At 36.0% G+C, this 16,320-nt stretch carries 11 protein-coding genes and 2 pseudogenes; 9 read left to right on the top strand and 4 right to left on the bottom strand.

Going from position 1 to position 16,320, the window contains the following annotated elements; genetic code table 11:
• A pseudogene (locus ACFIK1_RS04925) lies at positions 1–162 on the bottom strand (Arm DNA-binding domain-containing protein); the annotation flags it as partial.
• Between the two features lie 206 nt (positions 163–368).
• Between ACFIK1_RS04925 and ACFIK1_RS04920 the strand changes: the two are divergent.
• The 3 genes and pseudogenes from ACFIK1_RS04920 to ndk all read left to right on the top strand — a co-directional run bounded on the left by ACFIK1_RS04920 (position 369) and on the right by ndk (position 4,798).
• A complete protein-coding gene (locus tag ACFIK1_RS04920; RefSeq protein ID WP_375662219.1) occupies positions 369–3,638 on the top strand; it encodes an autotransporter outer membrane beta-barrel domain-containing protein in 3,270 nt (1,089 codons plus the stop codon).
• A 109-nt stretch (positions 3,639–3,747) separates the two neighbouring features.
• Positions 3,748–4,107, top strand: a pseudogene (locus tag ACFIK1_RS04915) (autotransporter outer membrane beta-barrel domain-containing protein); the annotation flags it as partial.
• Between the two features lie 268 nt (positions 4,108–4,375).
• Positions 4,376–4,798, top strand: coding sequence for a nucleoside-diphosphate kinase (gene ndk / locus ACFIK1_RS04910; protein ID WP_375617673.1), 423 nt, complete (start codon positions 4,376–4,378; stop codon positions 4,796–4,798).
• A 334-nt stretch (positions 4,799–5,132) separates the two neighbouring features.
• Here ndk and pgsA read toward each other — a convergent pair whose 3' ends face one another.
• The 3 genes from pgsA to ACFIK1_RS04895 form a co-directional block, all read right to left on the bottom strand.
• Entirely contained in the window at positions 5,133–5,714 is a 582-nt protein-coding gene (pgsA, locus tag ACFIK1_RS04905; protein ID WP_273723320.1) for a CDP-diacylglycerol--glycerol-3-phosphate 3-phosphatidyltransferase, read from the bottom strand.
• 72 nt (positions 5,715–5,786) lie between these two features.
• Positions 5,787–7,766, bottom strand: coding sequence for an excinuclease ABC subunit UvrC (gene uvrC, locus ACFIK1_RS04900; protein WP_375654919.1), 1,980 nt, complete (start codon positions 7,764–7,766; stop codon positions 5,787–5,789).
• Between the two features lie 384 nt (positions 7,767–8,150).
• Positions 8,151–9,014 (bottom strand): 23S rRNA (adenine(2030)-N(6))-methyltransferase RlmJ, encoded by an 864-nt coding sequence (locus ACFIK1_RS04895; RefSeq protein ID WP_375633113.1) that lies wholly within the window; start codon positions 9,012–9,014, stop codon positions 8,151–8,153.
• Between the two features lie 1,642 nt (positions 9,015–10,656).
• Between ACFIK1_RS04895 and tatA the strand changes: the two genes are divergently transcribed.
• The 6 genes from tatA to ACFIK1_RS04865 all read left to right on the top strand — a co-directional run bounded on the left by tatA (position 10,657) and on the right by ACFIK1_RS04865 (position 15,702).
• Complete coding sequence (gene tatA / locus ACFIK1_RS04890; RefSeq protein WP_375612915.1) at positions 10,657–10,959, top strand: twin-arginine translocase TatA/TatE family subunit; 303 nt, start codon at positions 10,657–10,659, stop codon at positions 10,957–10,959.
• Between the two features lie 55 nt (positions 10,960–11,014).
• On the top strand, positions 11,015–11,470 hold the full coding sequence (locus tag ACFIK1_RS04885) for a twin-arginine translocase subunit TatB (RefSeq protein ID WP_375633109.1): 456 nt from the start codon (positions 11,015–11,017) through the stop codon (positions 11,468–11,470).
• Positions 11,451–12,233, top strand: coding sequence for a twin-arginine translocase subunit TatC (tatC, locus tag ACFIK1_RS04880; protein ID WP_375662218.1), 783 nt, complete (start codon positions 11,451–11,453; stop codon positions 12,231–12,233). The genes ACFIK1_RS04885 and tatC overlap by 20 nt, the downstream gene beginning before the upstream one ends.
• Positions 12,234–12,294: 61 nt before the next feature.
• Positions 12,295–13,572, top strand: a complete 1,278-nt coding sequence (gene serS, locus ACFIK1_RS04875; protein ID WP_375662217.1) for a serine--tRNA ligase — start codon at positions 12,295–12,297, stop codon at positions 13,570–13,572.
• A gap of 133 nt (positions 13,573–13,705) precedes the next feature.
• Positions 13,706–14,365 (top strand): protein-L-isoaspartate(D-aspartate) O-methyltransferase, encoded by a 660-nt coding sequence (locus ACFIK1_RS04870; RefSeq protein WP_273791164.1) that lies wholly within the window; start codon positions 13,706–13,708, stop codon positions 14,363–14,365.
• Positions 14,366–14,520: 155 nt separating this feature from the next.
• Positions 14,521–15,702 (top strand): peptidoglycan DD-metalloendopeptidase family protein, encoded by a 1,182-nt coding sequence (locus ACFIK1_RS04865; RefSeq protein WP_375662216.1) that lies wholly within the window; start codon positions 14,521–14,523, stop codon positions 15,700–15,702.
• Positions 15,703–16,320: the final 618 nt, after the last annotated feature.

Raw genomic sequence — 16,320 nt, 5'->3', positions numbered from 1 at the left:
ACCCAAGCCCATTTCGCGACGCCGCCCATGAATGGTATAACGATACAGCCATTGAGCACCTCCATCTTTACGCTTATGAAGTAGCAAGCCGGCACCATCATTATATTTGCCAGCTCCCAATGTTGCGACAGCCCTTGCATTAAGACGATTCATAAGAACCATTTTTACTCCTTTCTTATACAAATTTGATCCACACACTCATCCCACTTGTTATGTGCAAATAGTGGTTTTGATTGATTCAAGATAAACAGATTTGAAATGAGAGAATCTTACGTTATTCGGGACTCTCACTCAACATACAAAACAGTGAATTATCATTATAAATCAATGTCTTGTACGATGATGGAGAGGTTTTTAACACAAAGATCATGGAAGGAGGGATACAAAATCTTTATGTAGAAGAGGATCTAAACGACTATAGCAGTTTTGCATTTGATACGAAGGTCTTTTCTGGTGGAGAGCAACACATTTTAGCGGGGGGAATCGCGATTGGCGTTCTTTTACAAGGGAATGCTTTCCAAGCAATAGATTTAGGAGGCTATGTAAAAGATTTAATAATTAGGGATCAAGTACAATCGTGGTTAAATTTTGGTGCAACATTAGAAGGAAGCACTATGATTCATGATTCTGGACGGATTTATCTTTATGCTGGTACTGAGCGATCTCGTACTGAAGTAGAAAAAATTGTGTTAAATGGCAGAGATACAAAATTGTACGCGATTGCTTCTAATATAGATGGCGAAAGTTCTTTGATTGAGAACCTGAGTGGGAATGGTCGTGTTATTTTTACTTCTACCGTGTTTAATCCATATTACTCTACACTTGAGATCAATGATCTTTCAGGGAGTTTACATTTTAGGTTGCATACTAATTTTGCAGAACAGCGCGGTGATTATCTTTTGATAAAAAAAGGAGCAGGTTATCACACCATAAGCGTTATCGATTCTGGTGTTGAAATTACCAATTCTCCTCTACAAGATCAGAATTTAGTTTTGGAGCTTGATTTAATTCATGATCAAAGCGGAAATGCGCATTTTACTCTGACAGATTTTTCTGGAGAAGAGACGAGTACGATTGATAATGGAGTCTACATGTATGGCTTAAAGACAAAAGATGATAATGGGGCAAAGACTTGGTATTTGGCTACGTCACAAATAACTTTTGCTCCTGTAATCTCTTCACCTTATGCGGAGTCACCTATAGATAAGCTTCCTGAAAAAGAAGAAAATATGACATCGTCAAAAGATTTTAGTATCTCTGATGTAATTGATTACAGTATTGGCGAAGGAGGAGGAATTCTACAAAGCTCTTTGCTCGGTGATGATAACGTAGTTTATATCTCTGATGATGGAGAGCGAGGTGTTCTTAAGAAGTCCATTAACAATACAATTCAGGGATCAGGAAGACTTTATGTTGAAGCTGGTGGTTTCAGTAAGAATACGACAATTGAAAATGGTGGTGTTGAGATTGTAGGGGAGCAAGAGATTTCAGAATTTACGATTATTTACGAGGGTGGAAAACAAAGAGTGGAGGGAGGAGGAACCGCATTGAGAGCTGAAATTTATGGTGGGGAGCAGCTTGTTTCCGGAGATGGTTATGTAAATGGTGGAATTGTGGGGAGCAGCGCTTATAACACGACACTTTATGGTCAAGGTGATACGCCGGGACAGCAGAATGTATATGATGATGGGATGGCTGTGGGAACAAAAGTGATGAGTGGAGGAATACAAACTCTTGCTAAATGGTTCGCAGATGATGATGATTTTATACAAAAGAGTGGTGGTTTAGCCGTAAATACTGAAGTTTTTTCAGAGGGTATGCAGCGTGTTTTAGCAGGGGGTGAAGCGAATAGAGTAATTTTACGCACTGGTGGTGTTCAAGAAGTCTATGCGGGTGGAATTGTGAAGAATCTAACGATTGAAGGTAATGCCAATTCATGGATTTCTCCTAGTGCAATATTAGGAGGAGAAATAAAAGTTCAAGATTTTGGTGGGATCTATCTTGATGCTGGAGGTGATGGTCAACAAACTATAGTAGAAAACATTGAATTAAATGGAGAAGACGCTCAATTATACTCCGTTGCTCGTGGGTTTGACGACAAAAGTACACGCATTCAGCAGTTAAGCGGTGTAGGAAAAGTCATTTTCACCTCTTCTGAAGATGATTTATATTACTCTCAGCTTTATATTAATAATCTAGCAAGGAGTCTACATTTCGATTTTAATGTTAGCCTTGCAGAAGGAAAAGGTGATTACCTCTTTATTGAGAATGGGAGTGGTTTTCACACAATAAGTGCCGTAGATTCTGGTATTGAAGTTGTTGATCCTTCTTCAGCAGGACTTGATTTAATTTTTGATCAAAGTGGTAGCGCATCTTTTACTCTACAAAGTTTTTCTGGCGCAAAAACTGTAATGGTTGATGGAGGAACTTATACTTATGGCTTAAAACACAAAAATATTGAGAATGAAGAGGGAAAAATTTGGTATTTGACTGCAGTTTACATGGATAGTGCGCCACGCAGAAGCAGATCTATGCGGCATTTAAATCAAAATCAATCAGTTTCTTCTCTTTCAACGATTACAGCACCACAAGAGCATGCTATTAAATTGCCACGTCGAAGAAAAAACCGCCAAAACTTAAGGCAAAAATCTCAGGCTTCTGTATCTCCAACTATTTCCTCTCTTGGAAGTCACGTTACTGAAGTCTTAGGTTCAGGAAGTTCTCATCCTCTTTCTGATGAAAAACAACAAACTGCTGTTTCAACCTCTTCTCACTCTTTAGCCGATCAAATGATTGTGCGTCCAGTTCATAAAGAACAACCTTTTCCACAATTGAGTGAGAATCTTTCAGTTTCTCACTTTTTGACCACTCCCTCTACAGATGCGGTATTGTCTATGTCTGTGGCGCCAGCGATGGTTTTTCACAATGAAATGCAAACCGTACGTGCGGGAAGAGGAATTCTAGATAAAANACCTTTTCCACAATTGAGTGAGAATCTTTCAGTTTCTCACTTTTTGACCACTCCCTCTACAGATGCGGTATTGTCTATGTCTATGGCGCCAGCGATGGTTTTTCACAATGAAATGCAAACCGTAAGTGCGGGAAGAGGAATTCTAGATAAAAGTAAAAAGAATACGGCTTTATGGAGCTATGCGATTAAATCTAAAGAGAGTGTTGTTACAGAGCATATAGATTTTAAACTGGATCAGACCGGTATCGTTTTGGGGATCAATGGTTTAAGCGAGTGGGAAAATGGAGAGTTTTATATAGGTGGTTTTGGCAGTTATGATCGTGCCCGTGTTGCGCATGCACGGGGGGGTAACAGTGGAATCAATACTTATGGTATTGGCGCTTATGTCACTTATTTGGATCATAGTGGATGGTATCTCGATGGTATTTTAAAATACAATCATTATCAAAATACTCTAAAAGCCGTTTCAACGAATGGTTTAGAGATTGAAGGAACATATACTCAAAGGGCATTGGGAACTTCCTTTGAAGCTGGTTATCGACTTAAGACGTCAAAGAACAGTTGGTTACAGCCTTATGGACAATTTACATGGTTGCAAGTTGAGGGTAAAGAAATCAAGTTATCGAATGGNTCTAAAAGCCGTTTCAACGAATGGTTTAGAGATTGAAGGAACATATACTCAAAGGGCATTGGGAACTTCCTTTGAAGCTGGTTATCGACTTAAGACGTCAAAGAACAGTTGGTTACAGCCTTATGGAAAATTTACATGGTTACAAGTTGAGGGTAAAGAAATCAAGTTATCGAATGACATGACAGGTGACATGCGTCCATTCACTTCATTACGCAGTGAGGTTGGCTTATCTTTAGGATATGAATTTGGTTCTCACATAGATTCCTCATCGCTTGCGTATATTACAGCAGCATGGTTGCGTGAGAATAAAGATGACAATCAAACGTTAATTAATCAACGCCATCCATTTACCACTGACTTATCGGGGAATGCAGGTAAATTAGGAATAGGTTTAAGCAGTTTAGTGAGTGAGAAGTTAAAGTTATATGGTGAGGCACATTATATTAAAGGGCGTAAAACAAAACAGTCCCTTCAGGGTATTTTAGGTGTACGCTATAGTTTCTAACGATATGGTTATTTTTTGATTGATTTCAATGATAATTTTGATAGGAAGCATTTAAGATTATGAAAGAGGATTCAATATTTATTGAGATTCGGTAGCGCATCTTTATGATGGGATAAGCAATTGCAGGTATTTTTATTAAAGTTTTCTTTATAATTTATTCTATGTTTATGAGAATTTGTGTAGATTTTTGCAGAGTCACTTGGCAAAGGGCTCCTTGCTCGCTATAGAAATGGCTAGAGAATATTATAAATGAAATAAAGGTGGTTAAATGGCTTTAGAGCGTACTTTTTCGATGATTAAACCAGACGCAACCCGTCGTAATTTGACTGGCGCAATTACTAAAATGCTTGAGGATGCGGAGCTACGTGTTATTGCGTCTAAACGTGTCTGGATGAGCAGACGTGAGGCTGAAAAATTTTATGCTGTTCATAAAAAACGTCCTTTTTTTAGTGAATTGGTTGAATTCATGTCTTCTGGTCCAACCGTTGTACAAGTTTTGGAAGGTGAAAATGCAATAGCTAAAAACCGTGAAGTAATGGGGGCTACGAATCCTAGTGATGCAGAAGAAGGGACAATTCGTAAGGTTCATGCTTTATCGATTGGCGAAAATTCTGTCCATGGATCCGATAGTGCTGAAACGGCAAAAACAGAAATCGCCTTTTGGTTTCCTGAGGTAGAAATTGTTGGTTAATAAAGCGTTTATAATAATAAAGCGTATATAAGAAGCAAAAATCCGAAACACTATATTTCGGTTTTTTGCTTATGAGATTATAGATTTTTTTGAAAGCATATGGAGCATTAATCGTTTTTTTAGCTTTTAATATTGCAGCTGCTTTTACGAAAATATAAAGCCTATTTACTGTTTTCTGAAGAGTTTTTATCTACACGCTACCCTTACTTGTAATGTGCAAAAAAGTGTTTTATTGATTTATCATTAATAGATTTAAAACAAATCAATCTTATGCTATTCTCATCTTTTATTTAAGTACAAAAAGATAAATCATCATTATAAAATTCCATACTATTCATAGGATAACGTGTTTTAAACCTGCACGAAAATAATCCCACCCTGTCCACAATGTAAGGAGGGCAGAAATCCACAGCATAGTAATGCCAAACTCTACTGTGTAAGGGAAAATTTTATTACCGGCTGGTCCAGCTAAAAGAAATACAATAGCGATCATCTGTACAAAAGTTTTCCATTTTGCAAGACGAGAGACAGGAACACTAACTTTTAACTCAGCCAAATATTCACGTAATCCTGATACAAGAATTTCTCTGCAAAGAATGATAATAGCTGCCCATAGTGTCCACCCAGCGATGGTACTGTCTGCGGCAAGCAAGAGCAGACAAGCAGAGACGAGAAGTTTATCGGCGATTGGATCTAACATGCGACCAATATTGGATGTTTGTTCCCAAATACGAGCAAGGTAACCGTCAAGAAAGTCAGTAATGGATGCAACGATAAAAATGGAAACAGCAATCCAGCGAGTGATATCACTTGATTGTAGTCGCCCTTCTAAAAAAAAGCATGCAACAACCATTGGGACTGCAACAATTCGTGCATAAGTTAAAATATTTGGAAAAGAAAAAGTATGATTTTTCATGGAGCCATTTTTAATTCTTGTGAAAGAGAATATATTTCCTAAACGTAACAAGGCGAAGATTATGAAACAAGCCTATTTTTCATGAAAATGGTTATGAATTTTTTGTGCAATTGTCATAGAGATTCCCGTAACTTTTTTTAAATCTTCAAATGAGGCACTAGCAACAGCTTTGGCACTTCCAAAATGATGAAGCAACGCACGCTTTCTTGTCGGACCGATATTTTCGATTTCATCAAGTGGGTTTTTGAATGTTGCTTTTTTTCGTTTTATCCTATGAGTTCCAATCGCAAAACGGTGTGCTTCATCACGCAGACGTTGCAAAAAATAGAGGATAGGATCACGTGGAGGAAGTGTAAAGGGGGAAATACCTTTTATAAAAAATCTTTCACGTCCTGCATGACGGTCAACACCTTTGGCGATTCCAACAACTGTGAAGAGATCATTTAATTGTAACTCAGCAAGTATTTCATGTACGCTGTTGATTTGTCCTTCACCACCATCGATTAAGATAAGGTCAGGCCAAATGGGAAAAAGATCATCATCTTTTATGTCATGACTTCTATTTGGCAGATCATACTCTTTGATAAGGCGTGAAAATCTTCGTTTAATCACTTCTTTCATCATGCCAAAATCATCGCCAGGCGTGATATCTGTTGAGCGAATGTTGAATTTTCGATATTGATTTTTAATAAATCCCATTTGACCAGCAACAATCATAGCCCCTACAGCATTTGTTCCCATGATATGAGAATTGTCATAGACTTCTATCCGGCGTGGAGGAAAAGGTAGTTGGAATGTTTTAGCAAGACCTTGAAGCAATTTTGTATGGGTGGCTGTTTCAGAAAGCTTATGTTCAAGTGCTTCATGAGCATTGAGATAGGCACGATTAACAAGAGTTTTCCGTTCACCTTGTTTGGGTAAAGAGAGGGATACTTTGTGGTTTGCTTTGAGACTAAATGCTTCTGTAAGAAGTGCTTTTTCTTCAATTTCTTCAGATAAAAGGATACTTTTGGGAAGTGGTTTATTATCGTAAAATTGGGCAAGAAAACTCGCTAAAATTTCAGTGCGGGAAAAAGAGGGATCTGCTTTAGGAAAATAGGCACGGTTTCCCCAATTTTGCCCCATGCGAAAAAAGAACACTTGAATACAAGTCATTCCTTCTTTTTGCGCAATTGCAAATACATCCGCTTCTTTTATCGTTTGAGGATTAATACCTTGATGGCTTTGTATGTGAGAAAGGGCTGATAAGCGGTCACGATAGGAAGCTGCTTGTTCAAAATCAAGATTTTCTGCGGCTTTATGCATAGCTTGAACCATATCGCTTTTAATAGATTGATCTTTTCCCGAAAGGAACGCTTTTGCTCCTTTCACCAGTTCTTTATAATCACTGTCACTAATTTCATGAGTACAAGGTGCAGAACATCGCTTAATTTGATAAAGCAAACAGGGGCGTGTACGGTTTTCAAAAACTGAATCAGTACAGGTTCGTAATAAAAAGGCGCGTTGTAAAACATGAACTGTTTGTGTCACTGCACCAGCAGAAGCAAAAGGACCAAAATAGTGAGCTTTTCGTGTTCGAGCACCACGATGTTTGTAAAGTGCAGGCACTCGATGATCATCTGTAATCATAATATAAGGGAAACTTTTATCATCACGCAGGAGTACATTAAAATGTGGATGCAATCTTTTGATGAGATTGGCTTCTAAAAGGAGTGCTTCTGTTTCTGTATGGGTGACGATAAATTCCATATGATATGTTGCACGAATCATGCGGGTAATACGATTATTGTGTCCTTGTTCACGTGTATAGTTTGAAACACGTTTTTTGAGATTACGGGCTTTGCCAACATAAAGAATATCACCATTTTCACCAATCATCCGGTAAACCCCAGGCTTATGCGGAAGGTGTCTAACAAACTCTTGTATGAACTTGATACCCTGGAATTGATTTTTCTCATTGCTTTGATTGGCATTATGCCATGTAATATTAGAGAGAAAAGAAAGATTTTCCCGTTCATTTTGCGGATAATTTGTATTATTTTTCAGGACCATTCCGTTTATTACGAATATGTTGTTTGTTTAATATATGAAATATTCTTTTTTATTAAATAATGATTATTCATGTCTTTATAATTTTTTTCTATAAATAATATCTTATAACATAAGAGTATGATTTTAGAGAGCCGATCTTTCATAAAAAATATGAGAGTTGTTATTCTAAAACAGCTTTATGAATTTGCCTAATTTATCCATTAAAATGATTGAAATAAGAAATCCATAATGATTAAGAGGATAGGCTTTCTAAAAAAATAATTCACGCTGATCGTTATTAGCTTACTACTATAATATGTTGGTATTATTCAAAGAACTTTATCATTCAAAGTCTTTATATCTTACAACATGATATTTGATTTAGGAAAAATATCAGAGAAAGATCTAAAATAATAGATGTTCTTTTTGAAGCCACTTATGAGTTATTTTGGCATTTTCATCTTGTCCAAGACGGTTGATAAGAAAGGGGCTGAGTTTTTTCATTTCTTCTTCCAAAAGGTAGGGAGGGTTAATAATAATCATACCACTTCCATTCATTGTCGGTGGACTTGAACTTTTTCGGATACGCATTTCAAGCTGTAGAATCTTAGGAATTCCGGTTTGATAAAGCGCGTGAAGAAAACTTTCAATTTCTTTGTCATATTTAACAGGATACCATAAAGCGTAGATCCCTCCAGAAAAGCGACGATAGGCTTTCGTTAATCCCTCAATAAGGCGGGAAAACTCACCAGCTTTTTCAAAGGGAGGGTCAACAAGGATAAACCCACGTTTTTCTTTAGGTGGTACATGAGCATTTAAGGAAAGCCAACCATCTAAATGCAGAACTTTTGTCTGATAATCTCCTGCAAAGTTTTTTGCTAAAATATGATAATCTTCATTGTGCAATTCTATTGCGGTGAGGCGATCTTGTTTCCGTAATAATTGACGAATAAGAACAGGAGATCCAGGATAAAATACAATTTCTTTTTCCCCTTTATTGAGGGCATCAATGATGTCACACCATGGACAAAGGAGTGTTTTTAAATCTTCTGGGATAGGAGTTGAAAAAAGTCGTTGGACACCTTCGCGCCACTCTCCTGTTTTATGTGCTTCTAAAGAAGAAAGGTCATAAATACCGATTCCAGCATGCGTATCTATAACGCGAAAAGCTTTTTCTTTGCGTTTGAGATATTCTACAATGCGAGTGACAATAATGTGTTTAAAAACATCAGCAAAATTGCCAGCATGATAAATATGCCGATAATTCATGGAGTAAACTCTATCATTATGTATAACTGTACCGGATTATTAGCATAGAATAATAGAATTGATATCCATAAAAATACTCTTGTAGAAATCAAACAATGCCCTCACCCCCCAATTATACACTACAGAAAAAATATTAATGTTATGGGAGCATTTATTCACAGAGCTATTTTATATAATGAGATTAATCGTTAAAATTTTAATTTTTTTATATGAAAGATAGACAAGAAGAGATCAAACATTTCAATAGAGATATTTATGTTGTAAGAGAATTTTTTATGATCGCGGACTCTTTTAGGAAAACTATAAAAAACACTCAATTAACGAGAATATTAGTGAAGTTTGTTGAAAAATTGAAGGGTATCTTTCAAATTCATTCATAAATTTGCTTGTTTAAAGATTAAAGAATTTCAAATGCTTGATAAAAACATTGTTACATTGATCAGTTTTTTAGCGAGCGTAAAATTATGGAGAGAGCAATAAAGTGCTGGTGTTATAGTGATAGATTTTTGTAAAAGTATGAATGAATCTCATTGCTTTAAGCGGAGCCAAAGCTTTACATTATACACGCTAAATGGCTAGGTTATTGTGTATGACGCTAAAATAAAACTTTTGAAAATTGATATGCACTCTGCAAGCTATTTCAATAAAATGAGAATTTTAAACTAAATTAAATAGGTTTATTTATCTCTAACACTGTATTATCGAGCGGCTTTATAAGGAAATCTTATAAAAAAGGCGAGGATAAGAAATTCTTTTTACATGAATTATGCTTCGATGCCATGCTTTTGATTGAATATAATTTTCTATTAATGCCCATTCTGGTTTCAATACTGAGATAGGTTAAACACATGATATTATGAGAACGCATGCCCAGAATCCGGAGACTTGTAATAGTTAGAGCATGCCGTGGCTTAGAGAGCTGGTTATATGGAGGTATTTTATTGAATAAAGGCACAAGCTGGTACCTTTTTTATTTTTTAGCAGTATTGCCATACCTCTTGGCACTTGAGTTGGTTCATAAAGTACATTTTTACTCTTTCCGCTAATAGTTTTTATTTACACGACAGATAGTTAATTGAATACGATGATGGCTCATATTTCGTATTGTATATGGAATAATGGATGATAAAATTCCCACCCCAACGCAAAGAATAAATGTTGTGCGTAAGATGATCGTTTTTGAAGAGACCGATGATGTGTTAAGAAAGTTTTTTAGAGATTTTTCTTTCTGATTTTTTTAATTGAATACGTAAAATGTTTTACAGCATGTTATGATTTTTATCAGTAAAGGATAATTTGGCGGAAATGTTTGTAATGATACGTACAACATTGTTTAAAAGGAAAGACATTGGCTATAGTATTTACAGGAAGATGAGTAACCTAAGAGATCAGATGAAGTTATTTTAGAAAAGTTTTTAAGTGTTTTGAACTTTGTATGAAGTGGTTTATCATTTTTGAATGGTTTGTGTTATAATACGCTAAAAAAGGATGAGAGGATAAAAAGTTCTTTTTGCAATAAAAGCGTGTAATTGCTTTTAAGTTAAGAAGAAAATATATAAGTAAGATATTATATTTGATACATTCTTCAGAGGAAGCATGAATAAATGAAATCAAATTTAAAAGCATAAAGTTAGAGAGAATAATGGGTAATATTTTTTCACCAACGCATTTAATTATAATTTTATTGATTATCTTTGTGCTTTTCGGTCGCGGTAAAATTTCTGAATTAATGGGCGATGTTGCTAAAGGAATTAAAGCCTTCAAAAAAAATATGAAGGAAGAAGATGATAGCATTGAGGATAAAGTTGAAATGGCTCCTACTTCCCAAATGATTGATGTAGAATCTCAACAATCTCAGCCGTTATCGGTAAAACATGCAACAGCGCGCAGAAAGGTTTCTTCTGCTTCTAAAAAAAGCAAAACATCTGTTGCTAAAAAACAGTAACAAAAACGCAATCATCATTGTGCAATATTTTTTGATGAGAAAGTCGAATTAAGAGATGTTTGGGATTGACGGACCAGAGTTTATCGTAATCTTACTTGTTCTCATCATTGTCGTTGGACCAAAAGATTTACCTAAAATATTAAAGACAGTAGCAAAGATAAGAGCGTATGTGTATTCAACAGCAAATGAACTTCGTCATCAGTTTGATGATGCAATAAGACAAATCGAGCGCGATGATTTGCAAAAAGTATGTTCGGATATTAGCGATTCAAGCAAGAAGTTGGCAGAAACTTTTGATCCCACTCAAAATATATTAGAGGATATCCACGATAATTGGGATGTTAAGGAAACACATCATAAATTTAAAAAAGATAAAGAAATTTTGGAATGTGATCAAAAGGTAATCAAGAAAGATATGACAGTTTCTATAGCTTCTCATCATTCTGAAAACATTTTTGTTTCTCCTAAAGATAAAAAAAAGAAGATGTGTCATGAATGTAAAAAAAGATGAAGTTGATGCTAATATGACTCCACTTTTAGAACATTTAATTGAACTTCGTCAGCGAATTATTTCTGCTTTGGTTGCATTTATGATCGCTTTTATGATGTGTTTTCTTGTTAAAGATTATATCTTAAATTTTTTACTATGGCCATATCAGTGGGCAATGAAAATAGCAGGGGGTAACCCTGAGGGTATTCGTTTGCAATCAACGCAAGTATGGGAAACTTTTTTAACGAAGATGAAACTTTCTGCTTTTGGGGGAATTATTTTATCTTTTCCCTATACGGCTTTTCAGTTTTATAGTTTTATTGCACCAGGGCTTTATAAAAATGAGCGGATGGCTTTTTTACCATTTCTCATTGGGGGGCCTATTTTATTTTGTATTGGGGGAGCGTTTGTTTATGGTCTATTAGCGCCAATAATACTATGGTTTAGCCTTTCTCAACAATTTCTTCCAGATGTTCATTTAAAAATAGAGTTTATAGTGCGTATTTCTGATTATTTGGGCTTTATGACATCATTTATCCTAATTTTTGGTTTGATTTTTCAATTACCTCTTGTCATCAGTCTTTTAACAAAAATTGGATTTTTAACGTCTCATGATTTGGTTTCTAAACGAAAATGGGCTATTTTGCTCTCTTTTATCATTGCGGCAATCATAACGCCGTCGGATTTTTTTACGATGTTTGCAGTGGCTTTACCAACGATAGCACTTTACGAGATTTCAATTTTAATTGCTTACAGTATAGAAAAGAGAAGAAAATTCGCTTAAGAAAAGTGTATAATCTTATGCGATAAGGAATGAATAAAAACAATATAAATGAGGAATTTTTATGCTTGATATTAAGTGGATTCGTGACAATCCTGAGAAATTAGATAAAGCACTCGTAAGTAGAGGTCTTGAGCCACAAGCTGAAAGGTTAATACAACTTGATCTTGCACGTCGATCGCATATTGCTAAGGTGCAATTGGCGCAGGAACGTCGCAATGCTGTTTCAAAGGAAATAGGGCAGGCTTTGGCTGTATCTGATCAGCAAATGGCTGAACGTCTTAGAGCTGAAGTTGAAGAGATTAAAGCTTTTCTTTCCTCTGCAACAGTGGAAGAAAAACAACTGACGGAGAGTCTTGAGAAACTTCTTTCAGCACTTCCAAATATTCCATTAGATGATGTTCCAGAAGGTAAAGATGAAAGTGATAATGTCGTCATTCGACATTTTGGTACACCTCCAACATTTAATTTTACACCAAAGGAACATTTTGATCTTGGTCAAGATCTCAAACAGATGAATTTTGAACGAGCTAGTCGTTTGTCTGGAACACGTTTTACAGTACTTTCAGGGGCGTTAGCACGGCTAGAACGAGCATTAGGCCAATTTATGCTTGATGTGCATGTCAATGAGAATGGTTACACAGAAGTCTCAACACCTTTTCTTGTTCGTGATGAGATTGTTTACGGAGCAGCACAATTACCGAAATTTGCTGAAGACCTTTTTCGTACAACAGATGGTCGATGGCTTATTTCCACAGCAGAAGTGCCATTAACCAATTTGGTCAACGATGAAATTCTTGAAATATCAGATTTACCACTGCGATTTTCTTCTTTATCTCCCTGTTTTCGTTCAGAGGCGGGAGCAGCCGGTCGTGATACGCGCGGTATGTTGCGTCAGCATCAATTTTGGAAAGTTGAAATGGTCTCGATTACCAGTGAAGAGCAGTCTTTAATTGAATTGGAACGTATGACAGAATGTGCAGAAGATATATTAAAACGGCTTGGTTTGCCTTTTCGCACAGTGGTTCTTTCTACGGGTGATATGGGGTTTGCAGCGCGTAAAACCTATGACATCGAGGTTTGGCTTCCTGGTCAAGAATGTTATCGTGAAATTTCTAGCTGTTCAGTTTGTGGAGATTTTCAAGGTCGTCGTATGAATGCGCGCTATCGTAAAGACGGCGATAAAAAATTGCATTTTGTTCATAGCCTTAATGGTTCTGGTACGGCTGTTGGACGTTGTCTTATTGCCGTACTTGAAAATTATCAACAGGCTGATGGATCAATTATTATTCCAGATGTTTTACAACCTTATATGGGAGGCATGCGCTGTATTACTGCTTAATTTTACGAAAGGAGAGACAATATGCGTTTATTGCCAAGAGGTGATGATACACAGATGCAAGTTTTTGCCATTTTAAAAGAAGCAGTTTATCAGTATGATAAAAGTGCACCTCCATTGGAGATTGAATGATACTATGGGGCAAAAGGGTATTTTACAATTTCGTGAGGAGTTAGCCGCTCTTGTACTGAAAATGCGTAGCAAAGGCATTGATGACGTGCGATTTTTTTCGGCATTAGAGAAAATTCCGCGTCAACAGTTTGTTGCTGCTCCTTGGTTCAATAGTGCTTATGATAATAAAGTTATTCCCCTTGAGTGTGGTGAATATATGGAACGTTTGGAAGAACAACTCTTAATTCTTTCGGCATTATCTTTGAAAAAAAGGCATCGTGTCTTAGAAATTGGTACAGGATCTGGTTTTTGTACTGCTCTTATGGCATGTCTGAGTGACCGTGTGACAACGATTGATCGTTATAAAACGCTTGTTGATTTAGCACGCCAAAAATTTCAAACTTTAGGAATTGAAAATATTGTTATACGGCAGATTGATGGAAGTCATAGTGTGACAGGCTTAGGATCATTTGATCGCATTCTTATTTGGCCATCACGTTTTGATGAACCAAAGGAATTTTTAGAACTTTTAGCTGAAAATGGAATTCTCATTCAGGCGATAGGACCTGACGAAGGGGTACAAACGGTGACGCGCTATACAAAAATTGGTAGTCGATTTGAGTGTTTAGAACTGTTCCAAGTGCGTTACCAACCTTTTATTAAAGGCATTGCAGAGATACTTTAATTTTTAAAAGCTAAGAAATTTCTGCAAATTGTCTACGTTAAATTCATTTTGATCTTATATAAAGATATTTATGAATAAAACATCTCATTTTAACTCTTCGGTAATTTAAAAAAGCTTTAATGGAGTGAGTTGATTATTGATGAGTGAGCAAAACGATGTGTCTAAAAGCTTTGGATAATATTTTCCAGCATAATTTTCAGAGAATAACTTTTTTAGCGGTGGTAACTATTGTTGCTGGTTGTAGTTCTGGTACACAGCGTTTTTCCAATACGTTCTCTCATCGTGCGGTATCATCTCAATCAAATATATCAAGCACTATGTATACAGATCCGCGAATGCTATCATACGGTAGTGGTATGATACAAAGCACTGAATTGCCACCTGTGGAATCAAGCGATGATTCGTGGGGAGATGATAATTCCCCCTATAATTTTCCACATCAAGGTAGGATAACTTCTTCTGATGGTCGCGTTATGGGCGCCCCTCCACGTAATCTTGGAACACTTTCTCGTTCACAAATGGATAAATCTCCTATTTTTCGGCGGAGTTCTTATATTGTCCAGAGTGGAGATACACTGCTCAGTATTGCACGACAAGTAGGGGTTAGTGTTGAGGCATTAAAATTAGCAAATGGTATAAACAGCAATTCCATTTATATCGGTCAGGTCCTTGTTGTTCCAAGCAGGCGTACATTAGCAGCTTCAAATGCACACAATAATAACGATTGGGCAGTGTCAACAACAGAATCTGCATCCCAATCTCAAGTGATGTCCTCTATAAAAAACAAGAAGTCCTCTCCTATATATAAAGCTCCTGTAATAACGCCACCCTCTGCAAAGATGAACAAATCAAGCTCTGAGAAAAATTTTTCTAAACAGATGACGCAATTGAAATATGAGACTGGTTTGTCAAGTACTGTTACGAATACAGATAATATGATGACTCCGCAAGCCACAGGAATTTCTAAGATGCGTTGGCCAGTACGAGGGCGTTTATTAAGCCAGTTCGGTCAAAAAAAGGGAACAGTAATGAATCGAGGAATAGATATTGCAGTGCCTGAAGGGTCTTCGGTAAAGGCGGCAGAAAATGGTGTGGTTATTTACGCGGGAGATGGACTAAAAGAGCTTGGTAATGTTGTGATGATTCGACATGAAAATGATATTATCACTATTTATGGATGTAATAGTAAGCTTGTTGTTAACAAAGGACAAAGGATAAGGCGCGGTGATGAGATTGCTAAATCTGGTGTTTCAGGAAATGTTAAAACGCCACGTGTCTATTTTGAGATGCGTAAGAATTCATTACCTGTTGATCCCCTTAAATATTTAGAAAACTAATTTATTGATGACTTTTACATTTGAATAGTCTTACAGTTTATAGAAAATTAATGAAAAATAATTGATTTTCTTAAATCAATAACATTGCAGCAAAAAATCATTGGTTTTAGGAAAGTAGTTCGTTGGGGTCGGTAGATATTACCATTTTTGTATTTATGAAAGTGTAAGACAGTAGTATCATACTATTTGTCAGCTTTGAGTGTTTCAATTGCTCTTGCATTTGAGAGGAGCATGAAAAAAGATATTTCACGCCTTTCTTAAAAAGTTTTTATCTACAGGCTCATTTCATATGTGTGACGTGCAAGAAAATCGTTTTGATTAATTCAGAAGGTTTGAAATGAGAGCGTTTTATTGTATTTAGATCTGTCATTTGATATCAAAAACGATAAATTATCTATATAAATTAAAGTTTGTTCATTAGAAAAATTATCTTGTATAATTTATTGAGTTAGTGAAAAGATTTGTATTGTAGGATATACAATAGGGGAAAGTGAATCTATTTTTTAAGATTTTTCTCATTGTATTTTGGTATTCTGCCTCTTAAGGATTTATTGTATTTTTGTAAAGCTGTGATTAGATTATGTAGTTATTGCTTTTTATGATAAATTCTTTAGGAAT

Origin of the sequence: Bartonella sp. OC16QHHD, from assembly GCF_042194035.1 — a bacterium.
Lineage (GTDB): Bacteria > Pseudomonadota > Alphaproteobacteria > Rhizobiales > Rhizobiaceae > Bartonella.
Note: the sequence above shows the minus strand (reverse complement) of the source record. Positions and strands in the feature narration are given on the sequence as shown.